Origin of the sequence: Sphingomonas pollutisoli, from assembly GCF_029167165.1 — a bacterium.
In the GTDB taxonomy this organism is placed as follows: Bacteria; Pseudomonadota; Alphaproteobacteria; order Sphingomonadales; family Sphingomonadaceae; genus Sphingomonas; species Sphingomonas pollutisoli.
Genome location: NZ_JARFNJ010000002.1, coordinates 419,571 through 445,418, shown reverse-complemented (window position 1 = coordinate 445,418; position 25,848 = coordinate 419,571). Strand labels below are relative to the sequence as shown.

The following is a 25,848-nucleotide window of genomic DNA, read 5'->3' as shown; positions in this document are numbered from 1 at the left end:
CGTCACGCCAGACATCCAGCGCTCAGCACGAACGGGTTTTCACGTCACCCCATGCATCCAGCGCTTGAGCGGCCACGACAGCGCGAGCAGCACCACGCCGAGCGCGATCGCGACTTCGGAGATCGTCACGAACACGCCGACATAGGTGTCGAGACTGACCTTGAGGTTGGTCACCTGTCCGCCGACCGTATCGACGCTGGCGAATTGCGCGACGACGCCGGCGACATATTGCGCGACCGAGATCGACAGGAACCACACGCCCATCATCAGCCCGACCACGCGCGCGATCGACAGCTTGGTTATCATCGAGAGGCCGACCGGCGAGATGCACAGTTCGGCGAGCGAGTGGATCACGTAGAGGCCGGCGAGCCACCACAGCCCGACCTTGTAATCGGCGCCGACGAAGGTCGTGCCCCAGACGAGGAACAGGAAGCCCGCGCCCACCCCCATCAGCGCGATGCCGAACTTGACCGGGATCGAGGGTTCCAGATTGCGCCGGGCGAGGAAGCCCCACACGACGCTCATCACCGGCGCGAGCAGCATGATCGCGATCGAGTTGAAATTCTGCGTTTGCGGCGCGGACAGCGAGAACAGCCCGAACACGCTGAGATCGGTGTTGCGGTCGGCGAACAGTGTCAGGCTCGATCCGGCCTGTTCGAACAAAGTCCAGAAGATCACGTTGAAGGTGACGAGCACCATCGCCGCCATCATCATCTGGAATTCGGTGCGGCTGCCGGCGAACCACGACCACAGGATGATCGCGGGAACCGAGACGAGGAAGGTGCCGAACAGCAATTTGCCCATCAGCGACAGTGACGCGAGATAGCCGAGGAAGCCCGATCCCGGCGCGGCCGGCGCCGCGCTCATCAGGTTGGTGAACAGGAAATAGAAGGCCGGCACCGCGAGGAGCGCACACAGATAGATGATCTTCGAGCGATCCTTCACCGCGTCGGCGGGCGGATTGCCGACCAGCGCGAGCCGGCCGCCGTGGAAGCTCACCATCGCCCACGAAATCAGCATCACCACGCCGGCGAAACCGAGCCCGAACGGCCAGCCGAACACGTCGGCGAAGATCGGGCACAGGATCTGCCCGAGGAACGAACCGGTGTTGATGCCCATGTAGAAGATCGTGAAACCCGAATCGCGGCGGCGGTCGCCTTGCGCGTAGAGTTCGCCGACCATCGTCGAGATATTGGGTTTGAAGAAGCCGTTGCCGACCGAGATCACCGACAGCGCGATGAGCAGGATCATCGTCAGCAGCGGATCGCGCTCGGCTTCCTCCGCGAAATGCCCGGCCGGCACGGTATGCGCCACGCTGCCGTCGGCGGCGAGCAGCGCGAGGCTGCCGTCGTCATTGCCGCGGATCTTGAGCTTCTGCCCCTGGTACAGCAGCGAGCGAACCTCATTGGGATCGCTGGTCGGCGCATCGCGGAAATGATCGACCACGACTTCGTAGCGCTGGCCGTCGATCACCTGATACGGCTTGGCGGGCTGGCCGCCGAACGCGAGCGTGAAATAGCCGACCGCCATCATCAGCGCGCCGAACTTCACCGCGCGCTTGGAGCCGAGATATTGATCGGCGAGGAAGCCGCCGACCAAGGGGGTGAGATACACCAGCGCGGTATAGCCGCCGTACAGCCCGGTCGAGGCGCGGTCGCCGAGCACGAAATGCTTGGTGAGGTAGATCGTCAGGAGCGCGCGCATCCCGTAATAGCCGAACCGCTCCCACATCTCGGTGCCGAACAGCCAGAACAGCGGCTTGGGGTGGCCGAACCACGTTCCGCTCGCCGCCGGATTGACATGGGTGATGTCCGGCTCTCGCGGGCTATCCGCGGTCGGGGTGTCCACCATTTTCTAATGTGCTCCTAAAAACGCGACGCGCCGCGCTTGGTCGCGCGGTGTTTTGTAGCAGATGAAACTAGCGGCATTCCGCCGGCTGTAAATATGTCCGCTGCCGCGCTACAGGGCCGGGCCATGTTCAACGACACCAGTTCGCCGCTCGCGCTGCTCGCCACGCGCCGCTCGGGCAAGCCGCGCGACATGATCGCGCCCGGCCCCTCGCCCGAACAGATGGAAACGATCCTCACCATCGCCGCGCGCACGCCCGATCACGGCAAGATCGCGCCGTGGCGCTTCGTGATCGTGCCCGGCGACAAGCGCGACCGGCTCGCCGAGGTCATCACCGAGGCGTACCGCGCCGAGCGGCCGCAGGCGACGCGCGTCGAACTCGAGTCGCTCGTCCAGTTCGCGCATCAGGCGCCGGCCCTGGTGGTGGTGCTCTCCGCGCCCCACCCGACCAGCAAGATCCCGCTGTGGGAGCAGGAGCTTTCGGCGGGCGCCGCGTGCATGAACCTGCTCACCGCCGCGCATGCGCTGGGCTTCGTCGGCGGCTGGCTGACTGGCTGGCCGGCGTTTTCGGATGCGGTGCGCGATGCGTTCGGCGCCGCGCCCGAGCGAATCGCCGGCTTCATCTTCCTCGGCACGCCCGAGCGCACCCTCGACGAGCGCCCCCGGCCCGAACTGGGCGACGTCGTCTCGACCTGGGCAGGCTAGGGCTGGACGCCACGCCCCGCTGCTGTATTAAGATGGCATGACAGCGCTCAGCAACGACGACAGCCCCGTGTACATCCGGCTGCGCGGCACGATCGCGGCGGCGATCCTGCGCGGCGATTATCGCGCGGGTGACCAGCTCCCCTCGGTGCGCGCGCTTGCTGCGCAGCATGGCGCCAATCCGCTCACCGTGGCGAAGGCATACCAGACCTTCCAGGACGACGGCTATGTCGAGGTGCGGCGCGGAGTCGGCATGTTCGTGCTGCCGGGTGCAGCGGAGAAGCTGCGCGACGCCGAGCGGACCCAGTTTCTAAACGAAAGCTGGCCGCGCATCCGGGAGCATATCGGTCTGCTCGGTCTCGATCCCGCCGACCTGCTGGAACGCAGCCACGCCTGAGCGAGTGACGATCACCGGCGAGTCGCTCGCGCGCGCGGATATCGCCGCGCTGGCTGGTTCGGCGCCCGTGAGCCTGATCGACTGCGATCTCGCCGAGGCCGAGCTTGGCCGGCTCGATCTGTCGGGATGGCGTTTCGAACGCTGCGGCCTGCGGCGCGCCGACTTCTCCGGCGCGCGGCTTGAGCGGACGCACTGGCGATCGTGTCGCGGCGCGTTCGCGACTTTCACCGGCGCGGAACTCGGCGATGCGGTGTTCGTGGCGAGCGATTTCAACAATGCGCTGTTGCGCGGCGCGACCTTGCCGGCGGCGTCGTTCACCGGCTGCAAGCTGACGGGCGCGGACTTCACCGATGCGCGCGCACTCGAGCTGCGGTTCGAAGAGACGTTGCTGATCGACGCGAGATTGGCGGGCTTTTCGTTCCTCAAGCAGACGCTAACCCGGCTCGATCTCAGCCGTGCCGATCTGCGCAAATGCGATTTCCGCCACGCGGTGTTTGAAGCGTGCAGCCTGCGCGACGGCAACATGGCGGGCTCGCGCTTCACGGGCGCGGACCTGCGCGGTGCCGATCTCGGCGGGTTGCGGCTGGTCGATGCCGCGCTGTTCCGGGGCGCGACGATCTCGCGCGACCAGGCCGGGCAGTTGCTGGGCGAGCTCGGCCTCAACGTGCGGTAGCGCATCCGGACCGGGAGCGATAAGAGGCGCGCGATCAGGAGAAGCCGTATGAAAACCCGCGCTGCCGTATCGTTCGAAGCCAAAAAGCCGCTGGAGATCGTGGAACTCGATCTCGAAGGCCCGAAGCCGGGCGAGGTGCTGGTCGAGATCATGGCGACCGGCATCTGCCATACCGACGCCTATACGCTCGACGGGCTCGACAGCGAGGGGCTGTTCCCGAGCGTGCTGGGCCACGAGGGCGCGGGCATCGTCCGCGAAGTGGGCGCGGGCGTCACCAGCGTGGCGCCGGGCGATCACGTCATCCCGCTCTACACGCCCGAATGCCGCCAGTGTAAATCGTGCCTCAGCGGCAAGACCAACCTGTGCACCGCGATCCGCGCGACCCAAGGCAAGGGGTTGATGCCCGATGGCACGACTCGGTTCAGCTACAAGGGGCAGCCGATCTTCCACTACATGGGCTGTTCGACCTTCTCGAACTTCACCGTGCTGCCCGAGATCGCGGTCGCCAAGATCCGCGAGGACGCGCCGTTCAAGACGAGTTGCTATATCGGCTGCGGCGTGACGACCGGCGTCGGCGCGGTGGTCAACACCGCCAAAGTGCAGGTCGGCGACAACATCGTCGTGTTCGGGCTGGGCGGAATCGGCCTCAACGTGCTCCAGGGCGCGAAGCTGGCCGGCGCGAACAAGATCATCGGCGTCGATATCAACCCGGATCGGGAGGAATGGGGCCGCCGCTTCGGCATGACCGACTTCATCGACGCGCGCGGCAAATCGCGCGAGGAGACGATCGCTGAAATCCTCGCGCTCACCGACGGCGGCGCGGACTATACGTTCGATTGCACCGGCAACACCGAGGTGATGCGCACCGCGCTCGAGGCGTGCCATCGCGGCTGGGGCACCTCGATCATCATCGGCGTGGCCGAGGCGGGCAAGGAGATTTCGACCCGTCCGTTCCAGCTCGTCACCGGGCGCAATTGGCGCGGCACCGCGTTCGGCGGGGCGAAGGGTCGCACCGACGTGCCCAAGATCGTCGACTGGTATATGAACGGCAAGATCGAGATCGACCCGATGATTACCCACGTCCTCTCGCTCGACGAGATCAACACGGGCTTCGAGCTGATGCACGCGGGCGAGAGCATCCGCTCGGTCGTGGTGTATTGAGGCGATGTTCACCCACATCATGCTCGGTGCCGACGATCTCGATGCGTCGCAGCGCTTCTACGACGCGACGCTCGGCGCGCTCGGCATCGCGCCGGCGCGCCGCGCCGAGGATCGCTTCCTCTACGCGCACGACGGGGGCATCTTCATCGTGACCAAACCGATCAATGGCGCGGCGGCGTCGTGCGCCAACGGCGGCACGATCGGCTTCCGGGCCGGCTCGATCGAAGCGGTCGATGCGTGGCATGCCGCCGGGCTGGCGCATGGCGGCAGCGCCTGTGAGGACCCGCCCGGCCACCGCGACACGCGGCTCGGCCGCGCCTACGCCGCGTATTTGCGCGATCCCGCTGGCAACAAGCTCTGCGCCGCGCACCGGATCGTCGCATGATCGAAACGGTCAGCACCGCGCGCGCACATGGCGGCGTGCAGGGCGTGTACCGGCACGCGTCGGCTACGACCGGGACGACGATGACCTTTTCGGTGTTCGTGCCCGATCACGCGCCGGGGGCGCGCCTGCCGGTCGTGTGGTTCCTGTCAGGACTGACCTGCACGCACGCCAATGTCACGGAGAAGGGCGAGTATCGCGCCGCCTGCGCGGAGCTGGGGCTGATCTTCGTCGCGCCCGATACGTCGCCGCGCGGCGAGGGCGTGGCGGACGCGCCCGAATATGATTTCGGGCAGGGTGCGGGCTTTTACGTCGATGCGACGCAAGCGCCGTGGTCCGCGCATTTCCACATGCGCTCGTACATCGAGCAGGAACTCCCCGCGCTGATCGCGGCCGAGTTCCCCGCCGACACGGCGCGGCAGGGGATCACCGGCCATTCGATGGGCGGGCATGGCGCGCTGACGATCGGCCTGCGCAACCCCGACCGCTTCCGCAGCGTCTCCGCTTTCGCGCCGATCGTGGCGCCGAGCCAGGTGCCGTGGGGGCGGAAAGCGCTCACCGGCTATCTCGGCGACGATTCGGCGGTGTGGCGCGCGCACGACGCGGTCGCGCTGATCGAGGACGGCGCGCGGCTGGACGCGCTGCTGGTCGATCAGGGCGACGCCGATCCCTTTCTGGCAGAACAATTGCGCCCGGAGTTGCTTGCGGCGGCATGTGACGATGCCGGTATCCCGCTCACGCTCCGGCTCCAGCCCGGCTACGACCATAGCTATTATTGTGTCTCGACCTTCATGGCCGATCATCTGCGCTGGCATGCGGAGCGCCTCGGCTGAACCCGTTCGTGGTCCTCACGCGTTGGGTGGCTCTGAGGAGAACGACATGACCGACGATACGGCCACCGGGCGCGAGGATGAGATCGACCGCGATGTCGGCGGGGTTCAGGGCACCGAAGGCGACGACACGACGGCGGACGCGACCGGCGATGCCGGCGGGACCGACGAGGGCATCACGGTGATCGCGCCCGATGCGGGCGAGATCGAATGGGCTGGCGGGCTGGTCAAGAAGGCGCCGGGTACGTCGAACCCCTGACGATCGGGGCGTTGAGTCGCGCTTGTCGCAGTGCAACATTTCTGGCTTGACCGACTGAACACTCTTTAATAGACGGCGCGCCATGGCGAGGCCGAGAAGCGACGACAAGCGCAACGCGATCATGGCGGCGGCGACGCGGATCATCGCCGCGCAGGGACTCGGCGCGCCTACAGCGCTGATCGCCAAGGCGGCGGGTGTCTCGAACGGATCGCTGTTCACCTATTTCGAGACCAAGGCCGATCTGCTCAACCAGCTCTATATCGAGCTCAAGAGCGAGATCGCCTCGCTCGCGCTGGCGGATATGCCGATGGAGCAGAGCCCGCGCGAGCAACTCTTTCATGTCTGGTCGTGCTCGCTGCGCTGGGCGCAAAGCTATCCGGAGAAACGCCGTGCGATGATGCAGCTCAACGTCTCCGACGAGGTCGGCGCGGCGAGCCGCGACCGCGTCCGCTGCGCGTATGGAGAGATCACCGCGCTCGTCGAGCGGGCGCGGGAGAATGGCCCGATGCACGCGGCGCCGTTCGGGCTGTTCGCGGCGCTGATGCACGCGGTCGCCGACGCGACGGTCGACTTCATCAATCAGGATCCCGCCAATGCCGATGCGCATCGCCAGACCGGCTTCGACGCGCTGTGGCGGATGATCGGCTGATTTCATTTCAACTTTAAACGACTGACTGGTCAAACATGCAGGGTTTCATGATGGCGCGATATGCAGACGGACGGACGGTTGGGGCGCTCCCATCACGCAAGGCGAAGGCGGTGGCGGCGCGATGAGCGACACGCCCGATCAGACCGTGCGCGACGACGCGCCGGCGCAGGATCAGCCCGAAGCCGCTGCCAAGAAGTCCAAGCTCAGCCCGGTCACCAAGCTGGTGCTGCTGGCGGTCGTGGTCGTGCTGGTGGTGCTCGGCATCGTCTGGTTCATCCATCACCAGACCGTCGGCAAATATCTGCAATCGACCGATGACGCGACGATCGCCGCCGATGCGGTGGTGATCGCGCCGAAGGTGAGCGGCTATGTCGAGCAGGTGCTGGTGATCGACAACCAGGACGTGAAGGCCGGCGATCCGCTCGTCCGCATCGACCCGCGCGATTATCGCGCGCGCGCCGAACAGGCGCAGGCGCAGATCGCGCAGGCCGCGGCATCGACCGAGAACGCGCGCGCCGGCATCGCCGAGCAATATGCTGCGATCGACCAGGTGCGCGCGCAGCTCGCCGCCGCGCGCACGAAAGCCGCGCACGACGCGGCCGAGGTCGCGCGGTACACGCCGCTCGCGGCGAGTGGTGCCGAGACCCGTCAGCAACTCGCGCAATTGCAGCTTGCCGCCAAGCAATCGGCCGAGGACGCGCGTGCGCAGGCGGCGGCGCTGGTCGCGCAGGAACGCCGCATCGCCAGCATCCGCGCGCAGGTGCGGCAGGGCGAGGCGCAGGCGCAGGGCGCGCGCGCCCAGCTTGCCGCGGCGAACGTCGATGTCGGCGCGACGATCCTGCGTGCGTCGATCAACGGCCGCATCGGAGACAAGACGGTGACGCTCGGCCAGTTCGCGCAGGCCGGTACGCGACTGATGTCGCTGGTGCCGCTCGACAAGATCTATGTGACCGCCAATTTCAAGGAGACCCAGCTCGCGCTGATGCGCGCCGGACAGCCGGCGACGATCGAGGTCGATGCGCTCGGCGGCACCGAGTTGCACGGCCGAGTCGAGAGCGTGTCGCCCGGCACCGGCGGCGAATTCTCGCTGCTGCCGCCGCAGAACGCGACCGGCAACTTCACCAAGATCGTCCAGCGCGTTCCGGTCCGCATCGCGATCGACGCGACCCCGGCGGCGCGCAAGCTGCTCGTCCCCGGGCTGTCGGTGACGGTGACGGTCAACACGATCGGCGCGAAGGGCGAACTCGACCATATTCGCGATCAGGAAAAGCAGCGCGAAAAGGCCCGTACGCGTGGCTAGTTCCGCCGCCGTGCCCAGGGCGCGGCCGCCCGCCGATGCCGAGGGGCGCCGCGCCGATGCCAGCGCCTGGCTGGCGGTGGCGGCGGGCACGCTCGGCGCGCTGATGGCGACACTCGACATCTCGATCGTCAACTCGGCGCTGCCCACGATCCAGGGCGAGATCGGCGCGAGCGGCACGGAGGGGACGTGGGTCGCCACCGCCTATCTGGTCGCCGAGATCGTCATCATCCCGCTGTCGGCGTGGCTGACGCGGATGCTCGGCTTGCGCACCTTCCTGCTGATCGCGACGGTGCTGTTCACCGGCTTCTCGCTGATCTGCGGCACCTCGACCAACCTGACGCAGATGATTATCGGTCGGGTCGGGCAGGGGTTCACCGGCGGCGCGCTGATCCCGACCGCGCAGACCATCATCGCGCAGCGGCTGCCGCGCGCGCAGCAGCCGGTCGGCATCGCCATGTTCGGCGTGGTCGCGATCATGGGGCCGGTGATCGGCCCGCTGCTCGGCGGCTGGCTGACCGAGAACGTGAGCTGGCACTACGCCTTCTTCATCAACCTGCCGATCTGCGTGGTGCTCGCGGTGCTGCTGTTCGTCGGTCTGCCCCACCAGAAGGCCAAGCTCGGCGAATTCGCCAACGCCGACTGGCTCGGCATCGCCGGGCTCGCGCTCGGGCTCGGCGGGCTGACCGTCGTGCTCGAAGAGGGCCAGCGCGAATTGTGGTTCGATTCGAGCGTGATCCGCACGGTGACGGCGATTTCGGCGGTCGGCTTCATCTGTCTGTTTGCCGGGCAGGTGTTCGCGAAGCGGCCGGTCATCAAGCTCAGCCTCCTGCTCGATCGTCAGTTCGGATCGGTGGCGCTGATGGGGATCGTGCTCGGCATCGTGCTGTACGGCACATCCTATGTGATCCCGCAATTCCTCGCTTCGATTGCCGATTACAATTCGCTGCAATCGGGCAAGGTCGTGCTGCTGTCGGGTATCCCCAGTCTGTTGCTGATGGCGGTCGTGCCGATCCTGCTCAAGCGGATCGATATCCGTATCGCGGTAGGGATGGGGCTTATCATCATGGGCACCTCGGCGCTGATCGATTCGAGCCTGAACGCGCAATCGACCGGCGGCGACTTCACCGCCTCGCAATTGTTACGCGGCGTCGGCCAGATCCTGACGATGCTGTTCCTCAGCCAGGCGGCGGTGCAATCGGTTCCGCCCGCCGATGCCGGCGACGCTTCGGGCCTGTACAACGCCGCGCGCAACCTTGGCGGCAGCCTCGCGCTTGCCGGCATCTCGATCATCCAGGATCAGCGGGTGTGGCTGCATTCGCGGCGGATGGAGGAGTCGCTCCACGCCAATTCGGTGGCGGTGCAGGATTACATGGCCGCGACGGCGCGAACCGTCGGCAGCCAGGCGGCGGCGTACCGGCTGATCGGCGGCCAGATCCAGATCGAGGCGCTGGTGATGACCTATAACGACATCTTCTTCGTGATGGGCATGGGCGCGCTGATCGTGCTGCCGCTCATCTTCTTCCTTCGGCCCTTGCCGAAGCATTCCGAATCTGCGGCGGTGCATTGATGCTGAAACATACTCCCCTCGTCGCGCTGGCGTTGCTCGGCGCGTGTACGGTCGGCCCGAACTATGCCGGCCCGCCCAAGGCCGCGTCCGACGCGGTCGCGCGCGGCGGCTTCGTGCGCGCGAAGGACGCGGCGTTCGTCCCCGCGCCGGGCCTCGCGCGCTGGTGGGAGGCGCTCGGCGACACGACGCTCGACCGGCTCGTCGACGACGCGCTGGCGCACAGCCCCAATATCGATCTCGCGCAGGCGCGCATCCGCGAGGCGCAGGCGCAACTCAGCTCGCGCCGCGCCAACGAACTTCCCAATATCAGCGCCAACGCCACCTATCTGCATGCCGGGCTGCCGGGCACCAACCTGGTCGGATCGAGCGACAGCGGCAATGGCGGCAGCAGCGGCGGCGGGGATGTCTCGTCGCTCAATTTCTACAATCTCGGCGGACAGGCGTCCTGGGAACTCGATCTGTTCGGTGGCGGCCGGCGCGGCATCGAACAGGCGCGCGCGGGTGTCGCGCAGCGCTTCGCCGATCTCGCCGACGCGCAGGTCAGCCTGTCGGCGCAGGTCGCGCAAGCCTATGTCAATCTGCGCGACGTGCAGGAACGCCAGCGGCTCAACGCCGAATCGAGCCGGCTCCAGCGCCAGGCGCTCGATCTCACCCGCCAGCGCCTGCGCGCGGGCACGGCGTCGCAACTCGACGTCGTGCGCCTGCAGACCCAGGTCCAGAACACCGACGCGCAGAACGTGCCGCTCGCCGCGCAGATCGACCAGTATAAGGATCAGCTCGCGGTGTTGACCGGGCGGACGCCGGGCGCGCTCGACGCGCAGCTCGACGCGGGCGCGCCCGTGCCGCTGCCGCCCGCGCAGGTTCCGATCGGCGACCCGGCGACGCTGATCGCGCACCGCCCCGATATCCGTTCGGCGGAGCGCGCGCTCGCTGCGGGCAACGCCAATATCGGCGTGCAGACCGCCAAGCTGTATCCCAAGATCAACTTCATGGGCATCCTCGGCCTGGGCGGCACCAATCCGGGCGATGTGTTCGATCCGGGCAAGTTGACGTCTCTGGTCGCGCCGATGCTGAGCTGGTCGTTCCTCGATTTCGGCCGCACCCGCGCCGCGATCCACACCGCCGAGGCGCAGCGCGACCAGGCCGAGGCGCAATATCGCGAGACGGTCTTGGAGGCGCTTCAGGATGCCGAGCGCAACCTGTCGCTGTTCGGCAACGTCCGCCAGCAGCTTGGCCAGTTGCGTGGGGCCGAGGCGACGGCGGAGCGATCCGCCCAGCTCAATGCGCAGCGCTATCGGGCGGGCACCAGCACGCTGATCGACCAGCTCGATATCGAACGCCAGCGGCTGTCGGCGGCGATCGCGGTCGCGCAGGCCAAGGCGCAACTGACCAACGCCTATATCGGCGTGCAGAAGAGCCTCGGGCTCGGCTGGAGCGACCCCGCCGGCGCGCCGCCGGCCGGTTCGGCGCCGGTCAGTTCCGGCGGCTGAACGCCGCCAGTTCGTCGGCGCGGCGGCTGGTCGTGTCGAACGCGCATTGCGCCGCCTCGATCCGGGAGATCGTGCCCTCGCCGAGCGCATAGGCGTGGCAATTGGCATCGCGATATGCGATCCACGCGCGCTGCGCGGCCTGCAACGCCGCCGCCTGCCGCGCTGGAATGCGCGCCCGCGCCGCCTTGTAGGCGGCGTTGAGCCGCGCGTCGGCCTGCGCGGTCTGGCGCGTGAAGCACTCGGCGATCGCGGCGGTCGAGGTCTGGTCGAGGCAGGCGTTGGGCGTGGCGGCGGCCAGCGCGAGGATCGATAACAGCATCTGCGTCCTTCTCCCGGTTCGGCCGCGCCGGCGCGCGCGCCGAAACGGTCCGCGCGGATGGCAAGCGGCGCGGGGGCATGTCAAGCCGGGCGACCGCCCGATGCGATTGACTGAGCCCGCCGCGTGGCGCAAAACCCGGACAAATCAGGGGAGATGGACAATGGGGCACACCAATTCGGGAAGACTGACTCGCGCGATCCGGCGGTCGGGCGTGCGGATGACGGCGGCGGCGCTGGTTCTCGCGCTGGCAACGGCTTCGCCCGCGCTGGCGCAGGCCGACCGGATGGTGGCGATCGCGGTCCCGAGCCAGCCGAATGCGATCGAGCTCGACACCGGGCCGCTGCCCGGCGCGACCGCCAAGGAATCCTGGCACAGCCAGTATAACAGCGTCTTCGCGCGCAACGTGACGGTGGCGACGCTCACGCCCTTCCTGCCGGACCCCGCCAAGGCGAGCGGCACCGCCGTCATCGTCGCGCCCGGTGGCGGCTTCACCACGCTGTCGATGCAGAACGAGGGGTGGGATGTCGCCCGCGCGCTCGCCGCGCGTGGCGTCGCCGCCTTCGTGCTCAAGTACCGGCTCAACCAGACCCCCGGCGACATGGCCGCCTATCAGCGGTCGCTCCAGGAGCGCGCCGCCGGCGGGGCGCCGCGCCCGAACGTGGCGGCGATGATGGCCAATCTCGGCCCGCAGCTCGCCGACGCGCGCGCTGCCTTCGCGCTGATCCGCAGCCGCGCGTCCGAATGGCATGTCGATCCGGCGCGGATCGGCATGGTCGGCTTTTCGGCGGGCGCGATGCTGACGATGGCGACCACCCTCAACGGCGCGGCCGATGCGAAGCCGGCCTTCGTCGGCAACGTCTATGGCTCGCTCGCGGCGGTGACGGTGCCCGCCGACGCGCCGCCGCTGTTCGTCGCGCTCGCCGCGGACGATCCGCTGTTCGGCAACGGCAATTTCGGGCTGATCGAGAGCTGGCGCGCGGCCAAGCGCCCGGTCGAGTTCCACTTCTTCGAACAGGGCGGACACGGCTTCGGCATGTACCCGAAGAAGACGACCAGCACCGGCTGGTTTGACGAATTCGCGCGCTGGATGACGATGCATGACTGGATGAAGCCCGCCGGCTGACGCGAAAGCGGCCGGACGGCGGGGGCGTCACGCCCCCGGCGGCGGTTCGACGACCGGGTCGGGGGCGGGGCGGGCGCTGATGAAAATGTCCCACACCGCCATGAACAGCGCCGCGATGACCGGCCCGACCACGAAGCCGTTGAACCCCATCAGCTCGAACCCGCCCAGCGTGGCGATCAGGACGACATAATCGGGCATGCGCGCATCGCGCCCGACCAGGAACGGGCGGACGACGTTGTCGACGCTACTGATGATGAAGAAGCCGCAGCCAGCGAGCGCGATCCCCTGCCAGATCGCGCCGGTGGCGAACAGATAGATGGCGACCGGCACCCAGACGATGCCGGTCCCGATCGCCGGGAACAACGAGAACACGCCCATCGCGACGCCCCACAGCAAGGCGCCGGGCAGCCCCAACGCCCAGAACACGAGTCCGCCGGTCGCGCCCTGCAGGATGGCGACGATCAGGCTGCCCTTGATGGTCGCGCGGATCACGGCGACGAACTTGCCGATCAGCACGGCGCGCTGGCCGTCGGTGAGCGGGATCGCGCGTTCGATCCGCGCCGCGATCGCATGGCCGTCGCGCAGCAGGAAGAAGGTCAGGTAAAGCATCACCCCCAGCGCGACGAAGAACCCGAACGTGCCCTGGCCGATGCTCAGCACCTGCGCGGCCACGGTGCGAAAGCTGCTCGCGACCCCCTGGGCGAGTTTGGTGCGCAGGCCGTCCACGTCGCCGAGGCCGATGTCCCGCAGCCAACCTCTCAGCCAGCCCGGCAGATGCGCCTGCGCCTCGACGAACAGCCGTCCGATGTCGATCTCCCCGGCATGCACACGCGCGTAGAAGGCCGTCGCCTCGCGCAGCAGCGCGCCGGCGAGCAGCATCGCGGGAACCACGACGACCACGACGATGATGAGCAAGGTTATCAGCGCGGCGCCGCTGCGGCGCCGCGGCATCATGCCGAGCACGCGCGCGTTGAGCGGCTCGAACAGCACCGCCGCGATCACCGCCCACAGGATCGCGCCCGCGAAAGGTGCGATCAGCCAGAGGAACGCCACGGTGGCGGCAGCGACCAGCGCCAGCAGGAAGACCCCCGCCGGCGTCTTTTGGCCGGGATGCTCCATCATGCCGTTGCGGCCAATCCGCGCGTGCCGGCCGGCACGAGGCGGGCGAGCAGGTGCCGGACGAGCGGCTTGCACCCTTCGAGCAGGATCAGCAGGACCATGCCCAGCCCGAGCGCGAGCGCCATGTCGCTCCAGCGGATCGACCCGAATTTCAGCAGCGCTTGCGACTGCGGCACGAACAGGATCAGCACGGTCACGCTCGCGATGGCGCCGAGCACATAGCGGAGCGCCGCGTTGGCGCGCGCGACCGCTTGGCCGATCGAGCTGCCGAACGCCCGGTTGACCAGTATCAGCGCGATGATCTCCGCGACCAGCGCAAAGAACATCAGCGCGCGCAGTTCGGTGTCGGACATGCCGGTCGATCGCTCGACCACGAAGACCAATGCCAGCGTCGCGAAGGCGGCGCACCCCTGGAACACGCTCCACACGACCATCGCCACGGAGAACAAGGTTTCGGATGGATCGCGGGGACGGCGTCGCATGATGTCGTCTTCGCCGCTTTCGGCCTCGAACACCAGCGCGCAGACCGGGTCGATCACCATTTCCAGCAGGGCGATATGGATCGGGCCGAACAACACCGGCAGCCCGAACACCAGCGGCAGCAGCGCCAGCCCCGCGATCGGCACATGGACCGCGAAAATGAAGGACATCGCCTTGCGGATATTGTCGTAGATCCGCCGCCCGAGCCGAACCGCCTGCACGATCGCCCCGAAATCATCCTCGATCAGCACGATCGACGACGCCTCGCGCGCGACATCGGTGCCGCGCCTGCCCATCGCGATGCCGATGTGCGCGGCCTTGAGCGAGGGCGCGTCGTTGACGCCGTCTCCGGTCATCGCGACGATCTCGCCGTCGGCCTTGAACGCCTGCACGATGCGCAACTTCTGTTCGGGCATGATGCGCGCGAAGACGGTGACGCGCTTCAGCCGCTCGGCGAGCCGGGCGTCGTCCAGCGCGGCGAGTTCGGCGCCGGTCAGCACATCCCCTGCGGCGAGCCCGGCCTGATCGGCGATCGATCGCGCGGTGGCGGCGTAATCGCCGGTGATCATCACGACCCGGATGCCGGCGCCGCGACATTCGGCGACCGCGCCCGGCACGCTCGCGCGGAGCGGATCGGCCAGCCCGACGAGGCCGCACAGGTCATAGTCATAGCCGTGTTGCGTCTCGTGCCAGTCGCGGTCGCGCGGGGCCGCCGTGGCGACGGCGAGGACGCGGATGCCGCGCACCGCCATCGCCTCGATCGCGGCGGTCATTTCGGCGAACGGTTCCGGCGGCAGGTGGCACAGCGCGGCGATCGCCTCGGGCGCGCCCTTGGCGGCAAGGACGAGAGCCGCGCCGTCATCCCAGATGTTCGACACCGCGAGCAGTTCGGGGCGCAGTGCATAGCTGTGGACCAGCGCGCCCCGCGACGCCCCCGGTTGCGGCGCGGCACCGCGCGCGGCGTGCAGCGCGATCTCCATCGGGTCGGTCGGCTCGACCGCGCTGGCGAGCGCGGCGGTTTCGATAAGGCCGCGATAGGCCTCGGGGACGGTCACGCCCGGCCCGAGCGCGAGCGTCTCGCCCGACGGGAGCCAGAGTTCGGCGACCGACATGCGGTTCTCGGTCAGCGTGCCGGTCTTGTCAGTGCACAGCACCGTCGCCGAGCCGAGCGTCTCGATCGCCGCCGCGCGGCGCGTGAGCACGCCGACCTTGCCGATTCGCCACGCGCCCATCGCGAGGAAGACGGTGAGGACGACCGGAAACTCCTCGGGCAGCATCGACATGCCGATCGCGATGCCGGCGAGGATCGCCTCGATCCAGCCGCCGCGCAAGAAGCCCGTGAGCAGCACGACGAGCAGCGCGACCGTGGCGCCGCCCGCCGCGCACCAGGTGACGATCCGCGTCGTTTCGCGGCGCAGACGCGGCGCTTCGGTGTCGAGCGTGGCGAGCGCCTGGCCGATCCTACCGATTTCGCTACGCGGCCCGGTCGCGATGACGCGGGCGATGCCGGTGCCGCGCGTGACGAGCGAGCCGGAATAGACGAAGGGCTGGCCCTCGCCCCCGGGCCGGCGGATATCGGGCACCGGGCCTTCGGCGGCGACCGTCTTGCCGACCGGCAGCGATTCGCCGGTGAGCAGCGATTCGTCGGTCTGGAGATCCGCCGCCTCCACCAGCACGGCATCGGCGGCCACCCGGTCGCCTTGTTCCAGCACCATCAGATCGTCCCGGACGACCTCCCGCCCGGCGATGCGCATGCGCGCGCCGTCGCGGATCACCAGCGCGCGCGGCGCCGAGAGATCGCGGAGCGCTTCCAGAACATGTTCGGTGCGCGCTTCCTGCACGACGGTGACGACGACCGAGAAGGTCGCGAAGGCGAGCAGGATCAACGCCTCGGCCAGATCGCCGAGCAGCAGATAGGCGCCGCCGCCCGCCAGCAGCAACGCGAGCATCGGCTCGCGCAGCACGTCGAGCACGATTGCCACGGTCGAGCGCCGGCCCGCCTGCGCCAGGGCGTTCGGGCCTTCGGCGGTAAGCCGCTCCGCCGCCGCCGCCGCCGTCAGGCCCACGTGGCGGTGCGCGGCGGCGGTCATACCGCCGTGCCGACCGCCAGCCCGATCCCGGCGGTCAGCGCCATCGCGAGCGCGCCCCAGAAGGTCACGCGCAGCGTCGCGGTCCAGACCGGCGCGCCGCCCGCGCGCGCGCCGATGCCGCCGAGCAGCGCGAGGAACAGCAGCGAGCCGACCGCCTCGCTCGGCGCCAGCCACCGCGCGGGCGCCACGAACACGATCGCGAGCGGCAGCGCGGCGCCGGTGGTGAAGGTGGCGGCGGACGTGAACGCCGCCTGGATCGGCCGCGCGGTCGTGATCCGCGAGATACCCAGTTCGTCGCGGGCGTGCGCGGCGAGCGCGTCCTTCGCCATCAATTGCCGCGCGACGATCTGCGCGGTCGCCGGATCGACGCCGCGTTCGACATAGATGCCGGCCAGTTCGTTGACCTCGGCGGCGGTGTCCCCGGCGAGTTCGCTGCGCTCGCGCGCGAGATCGGCCTGTTCGGTGTCCGATTGCGAGCTGACCGAGACATATTCGCCCGCCGCCATCGACATCGCGCCGGCGACCAGTCCGGCCGCGCCCGCGACCAATATGTCCGCCGGCCGGGCGGCAGCGGCGGCGACGCCGATGATCAGGCTCGCGGTCGAGACGATCCCATCATTGGCGCCGAGCACGGCGGCGCGCAGCCAGCCGATCCGGGAGACGAGGTGATGTTCACGATGCACACGCAACCTGGTCATCGCCGCTCCCTTTCCGGCATGCCGATGGCTCGCGCTGTGGGCGCGCGGGCGATCAGCGCGCGCATTGGCCCTGGTCCCCCCGCAGCTTTGCGCCGGTATCGCGGTGATAGATATCAGCGATGTACCGTATGTCACCTTTGTCATCGGGTTCGGCGGTGAAATAGGCGATGTAGATCGGGACCGGCGCGGCCAGCGCGACCGTGCGCGTCCGTCCGGTGGCGACGGCCGCGTCGACATCTCCGCGCGTCCAGCCGGGTTGTTTCGACAGCAGTGCGGCGACGAGGCCGAGCGCATCGCCGACCCGGACGCACCCGTGGCTATAGGCCCGCACGTCCTCGGCGAAGAGTTTCTGTTCGGGGGTGTCGTGCAGATAGACGCTGTACCCATTCGGCATGACCAGCTTCATCCGGCCGAGCGCGTTGTTCGCGCCGGGGCGCTGTCGATAGCGGCCCGCTTGCAGGACATAGCCCTGCGCGGCGGCTTGCGCGGGATGGGTCCGCAGTAGCGCGGCGATGCCCTCGCGCGCGATCGAGGGCGGAATCTCCCACCACGGATTGAGGATCACGCCCGTGACCGTCGCGGCGAACACGGGGGTCGGCGACGCCGTCTTTCCCGCCACCACGCGCCAACGCCCGGTCATCTTCCCGTCCTCCCACAACGTCGCCTCGAAGGCGGCGGTGTTGACCAGAAGGTAACGGGTGCCGAGCGCGCGCGGCATCCAGCGCCACCGGTCCAGATTGGCGGCGAGCGTGGCGCGGCGGGCCGGGTCACTTTCCGCGTGATAGGCCGCGCGGAGCGCCAGGTAATAGGGGTGCGAGGGCCGCGCGGATGCGAACAGCGCGTCGATCCGGTCCGCCGCCACCGCCTGTCCGACGCGCGTCGCGGCGTCGGTTCGGTCGGACGTGTCGGCGATATGCCAGCCGCTGCGAAGCGCGGCCCCGCAACAGCCATGCCGATGGGCTTCGAGCAGCCGCGTCGCCGCCTCCGTCGCGGCGGCGTCGAGAGCGGCTTGATCGTTCGTATCAAGCGCGGCCTGCACGACGCGCGCCTGCGCCGTGACGGGTTCCAGCGCGTCATCGGCGGCCGCGTCGAGCCATTCGACGAGCCGGGCGGCCTGGGGCCGCGTCCAGTGCGGCTGGACGACATCGGGCGCGGGGGCGGCCGACACCAGCGACAGGAAGCAGCAGAGCAGGAGGGCGCGTGTCATCGCACGCTCATCAGCGGTGGGGCGCGGGGTGCCTATACGGGTTTCTACGGTGCGGGCGCGACTACGTAGCAATCCGTATTGGGCCGTCGCCGCCGTGCGAACAAAGCTGCCCGTGGCCGGCCCGATCCGGGGCGCTCGACGCGATGGGCGTATGCGACTGCATCGACGCGCCGTTCTGAACGAGGATAGACATCATGGAAAAGACAATGAAAGCGGCGGTCGTCCGCGAATTCGGCAAGCCGCTCGTTATCGAGGAAGTGGCGGTGCGGATGCCGGGGCCGGGGCAGATCCTCGTCAAGATCGCGGCGACCGGCGTGTGCCACACCGATCTGCATGCCGCCGAGGGCGACTGGCCGGTCAAACCCAACCCGCCGTTCATCCCCGGCCATGAAGGCGTCGGCCATGTCGTCGCGGTCGGCGCGGGGGTCAGCCATGTGAAGGAGGGCGACCGGGTCGGCGTGCCCTGGCTCTACACCGCCTGCGGGCACTGCGTGCATTGCCTCGGCGGATGGGAGACCTTGTGCGAGGCGCAGCAGAACACCGGCTATTCGGTCAACGGCAGCTTCGCCGAATATGTCATCGCCGATCCCAATTACGTCGGCCATCTGCCCGCCAACGTCGGTTTCGTCGAGATCGCGCCGGTGCTGTGCGCGGGCGTGACGGTCTATAAGGGCCTCAAGGTCACCGACACCAAGCCGGGCGACTGGGTGGCGATCTCGGGCATCGGCGGTCTGGGCCACATGGCGGTGCAATATGCCAAGGCGATGGGGCTGAACGTCGTCGCGGTCGATATCGACGACGCCAAGCTGAAGCTCGCGACGGAGCTGGGCGCGGCGCTCACCGTCAACGCGCGCAACACCGATCCCGCCGCGTTCATCAAGAAGGCGATCGGCGGCGCGCAGGGCGTGCTGGTGACGGCGGTCTCGCCGATCGCGTTCGCGCAGGCGATGGGGATGGTGCGGCGCGGCGGTACGGTCGCGCTCAACGGCCTGCCGCCGGGCGATTTTCCGCTGTCGATCTTCGATACCGTGCTCAACGGCATCACCGTGCGCGGGTCGATCGTCGGCACGCGGCTTGATCTTCAGGAGGCGCTTGATTTCGCTGGTGACGGCAAGGTCCATGCGACCGTCGCCACCGACACGCTCGAGAATATCAATCAGGTCTTCGGGCGGATGACGCGCGGCGAGATCGAAGGACGGATCGTGATCGACTTCGAAAAGGCGTGACGTTCCGGCCCGAACGTCCGGCGGGCCCCGCCGGGCGTTCGCGGCGGAAGTTGGCGCTCAATGCGCGAGGAACACCGGGATCGGGCTTTGCCCGAGCATCTCGCGCGTGGCGTTGCCGAATGCCGCCTCGACGAGCCGCAAATGGCCATAGCCGCCCATGACGGCATAGCCGAACGCGCCCGACGATGCCTCGGCCAGCAGCGCCGGCCCCGCGCGCGGCGCATCGACCCGCCGGATTTCGGCCCAGATGCCGTAGCGCGACAGATATTCGGCGGCATCCTCCGCCGGGGTGGTGGTGATCGAGCCATCCTGCACCTCGACGATGGTGACGCGACGCGTGCGCCGCAGCAGTGGCACGGCGGCGCGCAGCGCGCATGCGGCGCAGCGCGATCCGTCCCAGGCGAGCAGCACCGCATCGCGATCGAGCCCGCGGCATTCCGCCGGCACCGCGAGCACGGGCTTGCCTGAACGGACGATCAGGTCGGCCCCGGCGCCGTGCATTTCGGGATAGGCGAAATCGCCGAGTTCGCGCTGGACGACGATCACGTCGGCGAGCGCCGCCGCGCCGCGCAAGGATGTCGCGATGTCGCGGCGCGCGTCGATCCAGTCCCAGGATATGTCCTCGCCGGCGAGCCGCGCCTCGACCGCGCTTCTGGCGCTCGTCTCCGCCGTGAGCAATCCGCCGCGCTCGCCGCCGTCACGATACCCGTCCGTGTCGGTCGCGGGGCCTCCGCCGATATCGAGACAGGTGACATGCCCGTCGATCGTGCGGCACAGATCGAGCGCGACCTGCAAGCGCCCGTCCTGGCCACGATCGCTGTGGATGAGCAGAAGGATGTTCTTCATCGGGTCGTTCCCGTGCCGCGATACCGTCATCACCAGGGGTATGTCGCGCGCCAGGCGCCGCCCATCCGCAATCATACGGACATGGCGCAGGGCCGACAGGGCGATGGCGGGCTACAGGCCGAGTTGGCGCTCGACGAAGCCGATCCGGCGCACCATCGCGACGAAGAAGGCGGTCGACCAGCCCAGCAGGATGATGCCGTTCGCGCCCTCGATCGCGCCGATCAGCCGCCACGGCCGGGCGAGCAGGACATCGCCATAACCGATCGTCGTATAGGTGGCCGTCGAGAAATACAGCGCGGTTTCGAAATCGGGCACCGCGCCGGTGCCGTCGTAAAGCAGCGCATAGGCCCAGATCTCGATACCGTGCAGCACGAACAGCCCGATCGCCGCGGCGACGATCACCGCGACCTCGACCCGCCAGTGGCGCTCGGCGGGCACGCGCGCGCGGTGCGCCAGCACGCTGATCAGCAGCGCCAAACCGCCGAGATGCAGGATCAGCATCGACAAGACCATCGCGGTCGCGACGAGCAATTGGCAGACGAGACTCATGCCCGCGCGAGTAGCAAAAGGCCGCGAGGGGCACCGACTGGGGAAAGTACGTAGCCCCGATGCCGCGCCCCCGCCGCCGCTACGGGAGACTACGCATGGCCATCCCCCGGCCGAGCGGCGATGACCGCCGACGATAGCTGATTGGAGATGATGATGGCCGGCCCTCAGACACCGTCCGCCCCGTTCCGCCACCTGCTGGTCTGCGCCAACCCCTCGACCCACAGTTTCGACCATGCGATCGTGAACACCTATGCCGAGACTGCGCGCGGCTATGGCCATGGCGTCGAGGTCCGCGATCTGTACGCGCTCGGGTTCGATCCGGTGCTGCGCGACGAGGAGCGGCCCGGCACCGGCGCATGGACGCCCTCCGCCGATGTCGCGGCCGAGCTCGATCTGCTGAACGCGGCGGATATCCTCGTTCTGGTCTATCCGATCTGGTACGGCCTGCCGCCGGCGATGCTGAAGGGCTATGTCGACCGGGTGCTCGGCGCGAACCATTCGTTTCGCAAGGTCGCCGACAACCGGACGCAGTCGCCACTGGCGGGCAAGCCGCTGCTGTCGTTCAGCACCTCGGGTCTGTCGCATGTGTGGCTGCACGCGCGCGGGCAGGACGATTCGCTCCGCGCGGTGTTCGATGCCTATCTGATGCGCGCCTTCGGGATGCGGCGGAGCGACCATGTCGCGATCGACGAGATCGTGCCCAACATGAGCGAGCATCACGCGGCGGCGCAACTCGAACGGGTGCGGGCCGCCGCGCGGCAAGTCTGCGAAATGCCGGCCCGAGCCGACGCCTGACGCGCGGCGGTGCCGCTCGCGATCAAAACCGCTGCTTGAGCAGCGCGACGAGCGCCATGACCATGCCGAGCAGGGTGAGACCGACGAAAAAGGCGATTGGGCCGGGCGTGCGGCCGATCTCCTCTCCGGGGGGGATCGGCCCCTCGTCGTCAAACTGCTGTGACATCGGCGGGCTTCCTTTCAAGCGGCGGTGGGCGGGGCGGTCAGGCGGGCGGATGCTCCGGTACGGGCGGCGACGCCTGCGGTGCGGCGCGGCCATGGCTGAGAACGCGCGACATCTCGTCGCGGTGGGCGGCGTGGAGTGCGTCGGCGCAGATCTGCCGGGCGGTCTCGCGCACCCGTTCGAGCTGTTCCTCGGCATAATGTTTGTCGAGGCCCTCGACGATGGCGTCGATGTGCAGGTGCCGGGTGTCCGCCATGTTGAAGATCGTACCGAGATATCGGTCGAAGCCTTCGCGAAGCGCGATCAACTGCCCGTGCTCGGCGAGCCACGCCTCGGTCGAGGCCGATGTCGTGATGCCGAGCATGCGCACGCCCGCGAGCAGCGGCTTGCCCACGCGGGGATGCTCGCTGTCCGGCTTGAAGCCGCCGCCCAGCACGCGATCGACATAGCCCTTGATCATCGCCGGGGGGAGGCCGAACCAGATCGGATAGATGAAGGTGAGGACGTCACAGCGGCGGATTTCGCGCAGGTCGTCGAGCGTGGCGAGTTGCGGCCCTTCGCCGATATATTCGAGGATCGGATCGAAGCGCAGCGCATAGAGATCGCGCACACACACGACCTGACCGCACGCCTGCACGGTTTCGCTATAGGTGGCGGCGATCTGGTGGTTGAAGCTGCCGCTGCGGGGATGGCATAGCACCACGAGATGCCGGATCGGTTCGATGGTCACGGCCGCATCTCCTTCAATGCTTGATGAAGAGCGGGAAGGGGCAATCGTTCAGCAGGCGCTCGGTCACACCGCCGAACAGACCCTCCACGAGACGCGCGTGGCCGTAGCCGCCCATGACGACATAGGCGGGTTTGATCCCCTCGATCGCTTCGAGGATCACGAACCCGGCCTTCTCGCCGAACGCGGGATCGTGCCGGAGGTGGTGGCGGATGCCGCGCTCCGACAGATATTCGGTGCATTTAAAAGCGGGCACGCCGAGCGAGCCGTCGTCGATCTCCAGCACGGTGACGGACGCGGCGCGGCGCAGCAACGGCATCGCCGCGAGCATCGCGTCGTTCGCGCCCTGTGATCCGTCCCACAGCAGAAGCGCCTCGCCGTGGAGTTGCATGCCAGCCGCCGTACCCGGCACCGCGAGCACGGGCTTGTCGGCGTGTACCAGCGTTTCGCCGATCGCCTTGTGCATCGCGGGGAAGAGCAAGTCCTTCGGCGAACTCAGCACCACCAGATCGGCGAGCGGGGCGACCTGCGCGAGTTCGTGCGCCAGCTCGCCGCGCCGCTCGATCCAGTCGTATCGAAGCCCGCTGCGATCGAGTTCGGCGCGTGCCGCCAGCACCGCCTCGGTGGCGGTGTCCGGCTCCAGCACCATCGGCCCGAACAGCGGGTCCGCGCCGATCGATGCGATCGGGATGGTCAGATCGAGACAGAGCAAGGTCGCGTCCAGCGCTCCGGCGACGTCGACGGCGGCCCGCAGCCGTGAAGTGAGACCGGCGTCATCATGGACGAGCAAGAGAATGGTGTTCATTGTTTTTCGCGTCCCCGCTTCGATGAAGGCCGCCGGCCGCCGACGTGTCAGGCGGCGTGACGCGGCGTGGTCGCGGCCGCGATGTTGGCGGCGTCGCGCTGCGCGGTCTGCAACGCCTCGACCGCTTGGCGGCCGATCTCGCCGCTTTGCTCCGCGAAATGCCTGAAGCCGGTCTGGACGAAGTCCGAACAGGCCGAGAGCACCTCGGTGGGCGTGTTCGCGCTGGATACCGCGTCGGCGAACTTCAGGCCGTCGGCCGTGCGCTCGCTGAGAAACGCGATCGCCTGACGTTGACGGTCGAAATAGGTCTTGAGCACGGTGGCCTGAAGGCGCGGCCCCACCATCAGCATCTTGCCGATCGCGGGAATCGCCGCCGTGACGGACGCCTCGCTCCTGGCGGCGTGTTGATCCGTTACCAACGTCTGCTGATCTTCACTCATCTCGGTCTCCGGTCAAATGGTCCCCGCAGGGGCGGTCTGCATCTTGGGCCGGGCGAGGCGCTATACGGGATGTTACGCGGTGTCGGTCGGGCGGGCGGTGGCGATCGCGACGAGATCGGCCGCGCTGCCGACGCGGAGCTTGCGCATCAGGCGACCGCGATGATTTTCGACCGTGCGGTGGCTGATGCCGAGTTCGATCGCGATCTGCTTGTTGGTCAGGCCGCGCACGACGCCGTCGAGCACGTCGCGTTCGCGCGCGGAGAGGCTCTCGAGCGTGGCCGGGCGGCGATGGTCCGGCGCCCGGAGCGAGTCGGGCGCGGGCGGCATCACGCGACGCCCGGCGGGCATGGCGCCAGCGCGCGCGCGGCGCCCGCGCCATGCGCGACGATAGGGGCTCCCGGCCTTTGGCCCGTGGTCGATGCGGCGACATTCCTCATCCGACGCTCCTCGGCGAACCCCGCCATGTTGCGCGATTGTTGCGCGATTGCTGCGCCGCGTCGTTACGTAATGGTCACACGGATCGGCCGGGCCGCCCGGGTCTCGGGCGCGTCCGGCGCGCGGATGCGGGGAATTACGCATGGCCGCGCCCGCCGCGTCTGGGGCAAACCCGGCAGCGCAGTTCGCAAACCGGCGAGAGACACGATGACGATCCGCCACCCATCCGCCCCGACCGCCAGCGCCGCGCCGCGCGTCGCCACGGAGGACGCGGCATGAAGAAGCGCCTTCTCGTCATCGACGGGCACCCGGACGCAGATCCGGCGCGGTTCGTCCACGCACTCGCGCGGCGATACATCGAAGGGGCCGAGGAGGGCGGGCATGAGGTCCGCGCGCTCAACGTCGCCGAGCTTCGCTTCCCGCTGGTCGCCTCGCGCGCCGATTGGGAGAATGGCAACCTGCCCCCCGATATCCAGACCGCGCAGGAAGCGGTCGCCTGGGCCGATCACATCGCCATCTTCTTCCCGCTTTGGCTCGGCGACATGCCCGCGCTGCTCAAGGGCTTCGTCGAGCAGGTGATGCGGCCCGGATTCGCGTTCGTCGAGCGGCAGGGCAAGCTGCACGAGAAGCGCCTGACGTCGCGCACGGGGCGGCTGATCGTGACGATGGGGATGCCGGCGGTCGTCTATCGCACCTATTACCGCGCGCACTGCGTCAAGAGTTTCGAGCGCAACATCCTGCGCTTCGTCGGGATACGGCCGCTCGGCCATGTCCTGATCGGCAATGTCGAGGGCAGCGCGGTGGCGCGGGCGGGGTGGCTCGACGATCTGTTCGATTTCGGCGAGGCCGGCATCTGATCGTCCCGCGCACGGTGTTTCAGACGGAGGCCCGATTCATGGCAAGCAACGATCCCGGCGCAGCCCCGCTGCATGTCGTCATCCTCTGCCACCCCGATGACAACAGCTTCAACGCCTCGGTCGCGCGCGCCTATTGCGACGCGGTCGAGAAGCACGGACACCGCGCGATCCTGCGCGATCTGTATGCGATGAACTTCAACCCCATTCTGCGGCGCGAGGAACGGCCCGGCCCGGCGTTCCGCCGCTTCCCCGACGTGGCGGACGAACTCGCGATCCTCGCGGACGCGGTCGCGTTCGTACTCGTCTATCCGATCTGGTTCGGGACGCCGCCGGCGATGATGAAAGGCTATGTCGAGCGTGTGCTGGGATCGGCCGCGACCGCGCAGGACGTGCAGGCGGCGGCGGCGAAAGGGGTGCTGACCGGCAAGGTGATGATCAGCTTCACCTCCTCTGCCGCGCGCGAAGTCTGGCTGAACCTGCAAGGGCAGGTCAACGGCTTGCGGAGCTGTTTCGACCATTACATCAAACACGCCTTCGCGCTGCGGATGGTGCGCCATGTCCACTATGACGAGATCGTCGATGGCGTCGATGCGGGCTTCGTGCGCCAGTATCTGAGCGACGTGCGCATGGAAGCCGGCAAGGTGATCCGCGAACTCGCCGACGCGTCGGCGCGCGCGGCGGCGGCGGGATGACCGGCGCGCGCCGCGCCCA

The 25,848-nt window shown here is 68.5% G+C and carries 29 protein-coding genes; 16 read left to right on the top strand and 13 right to left on the bottom strand.

The genetic code is table 11. The features are described from left to right. Positions 1-39: 39 nt before the first annotated feature. On the bottom strand, positions 40-1,851 hold the full coding sequence (locus PX554_RS05465; RefSeq protein WP_275499626.1) for a peptide MFS transporter: 1,812 nt from the start codon (positions 1,849-1,851) through the stop codon (positions 40-42). Positions 1,852-1,974: 123 nt separating this feature from the next. Between PX554_RS05465 and PX554_RS05460 the strand changes: the two genes are divergently transcribed. From PX554_RS05460 to PX554_RS05410, 11 genes are all read left to right on the top strand, one after another. Further along, positions 1,975-2,553 carry a nitroreductase family protein gene (locus PX554_RS05460; protein ID WP_093221258.1) on the top strand — a complete coding sequence of 193 codons (579 nt, stop codon included), beginning with the start codon at positions 1,975-1,977 and terminating at the stop codon, positions 2,551-2,553. 37 nt (positions 2,554-2,590) lie between these two features. Then, positions 2,591-2,947: a GntR family transcriptional regulator gene (locus PX554_RS05455; protein WP_093221256.1), complete on the top strand. Its 357-nt coding sequence runs from the start codon at positions 2,591-2,593 to the stop codon at positions 2,945-2,947. Between the two features lie 4 nt (positions 2,948-2,951). Continuing rightward, entirely contained in the window at positions 2,952-3,620 is a 669-nt protein-coding gene (locus tag PX554_RS05450) for a pentapeptide repeat-containing protein (protein WP_275499623.1), read from the top strand. Between the two features lie 48 nt (positions 3,621-3,668). Further along, the gene (locus tag PX554_RS05445; protein WP_275499621.1) at positions 3,669-4,781 is read left to right on the top strand and encodes an S-(hydroxymethyl)glutathione dehydrogenase/class III alcohol dehydrogenase; all 1,113 of its coding nucleotides are present in this window, start codon (positions 3,669-3,671) and stop codon (positions 4,779-4,781) included. Between the two features lie 4 nt (positions 4,782-4,785). Further along, the gene (locus tag PX554_RS05440; RefSeq protein ID WP_275499619.1) at positions 4,786-5,166 is read left to right on the top strand and encodes a VOC family protein; all 381 of its coding nucleotides are present in this window, start codon (positions 4,786-4,788) and stop codon (positions 5,164-5,166) included. Then, positions 5,166-5,996 (top strand): S-formylglutathione hydrolase, encoded by an 831-nt coding sequence (gene fghA / locus PX554_RS05435; RefSeq protein WP_275499994.1) that lies wholly within the window; start codon positions 5,166-5,168, stop codon positions 5,994-5,996. The genes PX554_RS05440 and fghA overlap by 1 nt, the downstream gene beginning before the upstream one ends. 46 nt (positions 5,997-6,042) lie before the next feature. Further along, positions 6,043-6,252 (top strand): hypothetical protein, encoded by a 210-nt coding sequence (locus PX554_RS05430; RefSeq protein ID WP_275499617.1) that lies wholly within the window; start codon positions 6,043-6,045, stop codon positions 6,250-6,252. Positions 6,253-6,334: 82 nt separating this feature from the next. Continuing rightward, positions 6,335-6,901, top strand: coding sequence for a TetR/AcrR family transcriptional regulator (locus PX554_RS05425; protein ID WP_093221244.1), 567 nt, complete (start codon positions 6,335-6,337; stop codon positions 6,899-6,901). 121 nt (positions 6,902-7,022) lie between these two features. Next, a complete protein-coding gene (locus PX554_RS05420; protein WP_275499613.1) occupies positions 7,023-8,201 on the top strand; it encodes an HlyD family secretion protein in 1,179 nt (392 codons plus the stop codon). Then, a complete protein-coding gene (locus PX554_RS05415) occupies positions 8,194-9,768 on the top strand; it encodes an MDR family MFS transporter (protein WP_275499611.1) in 1,575 nt (524 codons plus the stop codon). Before PX554_RS05420 ends, PX554_RS05415 begins: the two co-directional genes overlap by 8 nt. After that, positions 9,768-11,258, top strand: a complete 1,491-nt coding sequence (locus PX554_RS05410; RefSeq protein WP_275499609.1) for an efflux transporter outer membrane subunit — start codon at positions 9,768-9,770, stop codon at positions 11,256-11,258. Before PX554_RS05415 ends, PX554_RS05410 begins: the two co-directional genes overlap by 1 nt. On the opposite strand, the gene PX554_RS05405 is transcribed toward PX554_RS05410, so the two are convergent. Then, positions 11,242-11,577 (bottom strand): lysozyme inhibitor LprI family protein, encoded by a 336-nt coding sequence (locus tag PX554_RS05405; RefSeq protein WP_093221236.1) that lies wholly within the window; start codon positions 11,575-11,577, stop codon positions 11,242-11,244. The two genes, PX554_RS05410 and PX554_RS05405, sit on opposite strands and share 17 nt — an antisense overlap. A gap of 217 nt (positions 11,578-11,794) precedes the next feature. Here PX554_RS05405 and PX554_RS05400 point away from each other — a divergent pair, with 217 nt between their 5' ends. Further along, positions 11,795-12,700, top strand: a complete 906-nt coding sequence (locus PX554_RS05400; protein ID WP_275499993.1) for an alpha/beta hydrolase — start codon at positions 11,795-11,797, stop codon at positions 12,698-12,700. A 27-nt stretch (positions 12,701-12,727) separates the two neighbouring features. Here PX554_RS05400 and PX554_RS05395 read toward each other — a convergent pair whose 3' ends face one another. Genes PX554_RS05395 through PX554_RS05380 form a run of 4 tightly spaced genes read right to left on the bottom strand, consistent with a single transcriptional unit; the run spans position 12,728 to position 18,294 of the window. Then, the gene (locus PX554_RS05395; protein WP_275499607.1) at positions 12,728-13,822 is read right to left on the bottom strand and encodes an AI-2E family transporter; all 1,095 of its coding nucleotides are present in this window, start codon (positions 13,820-13,822) and stop codon (positions 12,728-12,730) included. Beyond that, on the bottom strand, positions 13,819-16,389 hold the full coding sequence (locus PX554_RS05390; protein ID WP_275499605.1) for a cation-translocating P-type ATPase: 2,571 nt from the start codon (positions 16,387-16,389) through the stop codon (positions 13,819-13,821). The genes PX554_RS05395 and PX554_RS05390 overlap by 4 nt, the downstream gene beginning before the upstream one ends. Next, positions 16,386-17,087 (bottom strand): VIT1/CCC1 transporter family protein, encoded by a 702-nt coding sequence (locus PX554_RS05385; RefSeq protein WP_093221225.1) that lies wholly within the window; start codon positions 17,085-17,087, stop codon positions 16,386-16,388. Before PX554_RS05385 ends, PX554_RS05390 begins: the two co-directional genes overlap by 4 nt. Positions 17,088-17,139: 52 nt before the next feature. Continuing rightward, on the bottom strand, positions 17,140-18,294 hold the full coding sequence (locus PX554_RS05380; protein ID WP_275499602.1) for a L,D-transpeptidase family protein: 1,155 nt from the start codon (positions 18,292-18,294) through the stop codon (positions 17,140-17,142). 194 nt (positions 18,295-18,488) lie between these two features. Between PX554_RS05380 and adhP the strand changes: the two genes are divergently transcribed. After that, a complete protein-coding gene (adhP, locus tag PX554_RS05375; RefSeq protein WP_275499600.1) occupies positions 18,489-19,520 on the top strand; it encodes an alcohol dehydrogenase AdhP in 1,032 nt (343 codons plus the stop codon). A 57-nt stretch (positions 19,521-19,577) separates the two neighbouring features. On the opposite strand, the gene PX554_RS05370 is transcribed toward adhP, so the two are convergent. Next, positions 19,578-20,366 (bottom strand): universal stress protein, encoded by a 789-nt coding sequence (locus PX554_RS05370; RefSeq protein WP_275499599.1) that lies wholly within the window; start codon positions 20,364-20,366, stop codon positions 19,578-19,580. 111 nt (positions 20,367-20,477) lie between these two features. Further along, positions 20,478-20,915 (bottom strand): potassium channel family protein, encoded by a 438-nt coding sequence (locus PX554_RS05365; protein ID WP_275499597.1) that lies wholly within the window; start codon positions 20,913-20,915, stop codon positions 20,478-20,480. A gap of 153 nt (positions 20,916-21,068) precedes the next feature. Between PX554_RS05365 and PX554_RS05360 the strand changes: the two genes are divergently transcribed. Then, positions 21,069-21,710, top strand: a complete 642-nt coding sequence (locus tag PX554_RS05360) for an NAD(P)H-dependent oxidoreductase (RefSeq protein WP_275499596.1) — start codon at positions 21,069-21,071, stop codon at positions 21,708-21,710. Between the two features lie 22 nt (positions 21,711-21,732). Here the strand turns inward: PX554_RS05360 and PX554_RS05355 are convergent, their stop codons facing one another. From PX554_RS05355 to PX554_RS05335, 5 genes are all read right to left on the bottom strand, one after another. Next, positions 21,733-21,876 (bottom strand): hypothetical protein, encoded by a 144-nt coding sequence (locus PX554_RS05355; RefSeq protein ID WP_176787029.1) that lies wholly within the window; start codon positions 21,874-21,876, stop codon positions 21,733-21,735. 37 nt (positions 21,877-21,913) lie between these two features. Beyond that, on the bottom strand, positions 21,914-22,603 hold the full coding sequence (locus PX554_RS05350; RefSeq protein WP_275499593.1) for an NAD(P)H-dependent oxidoreductase: 690 nt from the start codon (positions 22,601-22,603) through the stop codon (positions 21,914-21,916). A gap of 13 nt (positions 22,604-22,616) precedes the next feature. Further along, entirely contained in the window at positions 22,617-23,405 is a 789-nt protein-coding gene (locus PX554_RS05345) for a universal stress protein (RefSeq protein WP_275499591.1), read from the bottom strand. A 47-nt stretch (positions 23,406-23,452) separates the two neighbouring features. Continuing rightward, positions 23,453-23,845 carry a phasin family protein gene (locus PX554_RS05340; RefSeq protein WP_093221205.1) on the bottom strand — a complete coding sequence of 131 codons (393 nt, stop codon included), beginning with the start codon at positions 23,843-23,845 and terminating at the stop codon, positions 23,453-23,455. A gap of 72 nt (positions 23,846-23,917) precedes the next feature. Beyond that, the gene (locus PX554_RS05335; RefSeq protein ID WP_256326063.1) at positions 23,918-24,172 is read right to left on the bottom strand and encodes a response regulator transcription factor; all 255 of its coding nucleotides are present in this window, start codon (positions 24,170-24,172) and stop codon (positions 23,918-23,920) included. Positions 24,173-24,555: 383 nt separating this feature from the next. Here PX554_RS05335 and PX554_RS05330 point away from each other — a divergent pair, with 383 nt between their 5' ends. Then, positions 24,556-25,137, top strand: a complete 582-nt coding sequence (locus PX554_RS05330; RefSeq protein WP_275499588.1) for an NAD(P)H-dependent oxidoreductase — start codon at positions 24,556-24,558, stop codon at positions 25,135-25,137. A 38-nt stretch (positions 25,138-25,175) separates the two neighbouring features. Continuing rightward, positions 25,176-25,829: an NAD(P)H-dependent oxidoreductase gene (locus PX554_RS05325; protein WP_275499586.1), complete on the top strand. Its 654-nt coding sequence runs from the start codon at positions 25,176-25,178 to the stop codon at positions 25,827-25,829. The last annotated feature ends 19 nt before the right edge of the window (positions 25,830-25,848 follow it).

Excerpts from the sequence above, each read along its gene's own strand:
- PX554_RS05460 (WP_093221258.1), top strand. The coding sequence starts at position 1,975 with ATGTTCAACGACACCAGTTCGCCGCTCGCGCTGCTCGCCACGCGCCGC.
- PX554_RS05385 (WP_093221225.1), bottom strand. The coding sequence starts at position 17,087 with ATGACCAGGTTGCGTGTGCATCGTGAACATCACCTCGTCTCCCGGATC.
- PX554_RS05420 (WP_275499613.1), top strand. The coding sequence starts at position 7,023 with ATGAGCGACACGCCCGATCAGACCGTGCGCGACGACGCGCCGGCGCAG.
- PX554_RS05340 (WP_093221205.1), bottom strand. The coding sequence starts at position 23,845 with ATGAGTGAAGATCAGCAGACGTTGGTAACGGATCAACACGCCGCCAGG.
- PX554_RS05430 (WP_275499617.1), top strand. The coding sequence starts at position 6,043 with ATGACCGACGATACGGCCACCGGGCGCGAGGATGAGATCGACCGCGAT.
- PX554_RS05370 (WP_275499599.1), bottom strand. The coding sequence starts at position 20,366 with ATGAAGAACATCCTTCTGCTCATCCACAGCGATCGTGGCCAGGACGGG.
- PX554_RS05345 (WP_275499591.1), bottom strand. The coding sequence starts at position 23,405 with ATGAACACCATTCTCTTGCTCGTCCATGATGACGCCGGTCTCACTTCA.
- PX554_RS05335 (WP_256326063.1), bottom strand. The coding sequence starts at position 24,172 with ATGCCGCCCGCGCCCGACTCGCTCCGGGCGCCGGACCATCGCCGCCCG.
- PX554_RS05360 (WP_275499596.1), top strand. The coding sequence starts at position 21,069 with ATGGCCGGCCCTCAGACACCGTCCGCCCCGTTCCGCCACCTGCTGGTC.
- PX554_RS05425 (WP_093221244.1), top strand. The coding sequence starts at position 6,335 with ATGGCGAGGCCGAGAAGCGACGACAAGCGCAACGCGATCATGGCGGCG.
- PX554_RS05440 (WP_275499619.1), top strand. The coding sequence starts at position 4,786 with ATGTTCACCCACATCATGCTCGGTGCCGACGATCTCGATGCGTCGCAG.
- PX554_RS05330 (WP_275499588.1), top strand. The coding sequence starts at position 24,556 with ATGAAGAAGCGCCTTCTCGTCATCGACGGGCACCCGGACGCAGATCCG.
- PX554_RS05465 (WP_275499626.1), bottom strand. The coding sequence starts at position 1,851 with ATGGTGGACACCCCGACCGCGGATAGCCCGCGAGAGCCGGACATCACC.
- PX554_RS05355 (WP_176787029.1), bottom strand. The coding sequence starts at position 21,876 with ATGTCACAGCAGTTTGACGACGAGGGGCCGATCCCCCCCGGAGAGGAG.
- PX554_RS05405 (WP_093221236.1), bottom strand. The coding sequence starts at position 11,577 with ATGCTGTTATCGATCCTCGCGCTGGCCGCCGCCACGCCCAACGCCTGC.
- PX554_RS05400 (WP_275499993.1), top strand. The coding sequence starts at position 11,795 with ATGACGGCGGCGGCGCTGGTTCTCGCGCTGGCAACGGCTTCGCCCGCG.
- PX554_RS05380 (WP_275499602.1), bottom strand. The coding sequence starts at position 18,294 with ATGACACGCGCCCTCCTGCTCTGCTGCTTCCTGTCGCTGGTGTCGGCC.
- PX554_RS05395 (WP_275499607.1), bottom strand. The coding sequence starts at position 13,822 with ATGATGGAGCATCCCGGCCAAAAGACGCCGGCGGGGGTCTTCCTGCTG.
- PX554_RS05390 (WP_275499605.1), bottom strand. The coding sequence starts at position 16,389 with ATGACCGCCGCCGCGCACCGCCACGTGGGCCTGACGGCGGCGGCGGCG.
- PX554_RS05365 (WP_275499597.1), bottom strand. The coding sequence starts at position 20,915 with ATGAGTCTCGTCTGCCAATTGCTCGTCGCGACCGCGATGGTCTTGTCG.
- PX554_RS05325 (WP_275499586.1), top strand. The coding sequence starts at position 25,176 with ATGGCAAGCAACGATCCCGGCGCAGCCCCGCTGCATGTCGTCATCCTC.
- adhP (WP_275499600.1), top strand. The coding sequence starts at position 18,489 with ATGGAAAAGACAATGAAAGCGGCGGTCGTCCGCGAATTCGGCAAGCCG.
- PX554_RS05410 (WP_275499609.1), top strand. The coding sequence starts at position 9,768 with ATGCTGAAACATACTCCCCTCGTCGCGCTGGCGTTGCTCGGCGCGTGT.
- PX554_RS05455 (WP_093221256.1), top strand. The coding sequence starts at position 2,591 with ATGACAGCGCTCAGCAACGACGACAGCCCCGTGTACATCCGGCTGCGC.
- PX554_RS05445 (WP_275499621.1), top strand. The coding sequence starts at position 3,669 with ATGAAAACCCGCGCTGCCGTATCGTTCGAAGCCAAAAAGCCGCTGGAG.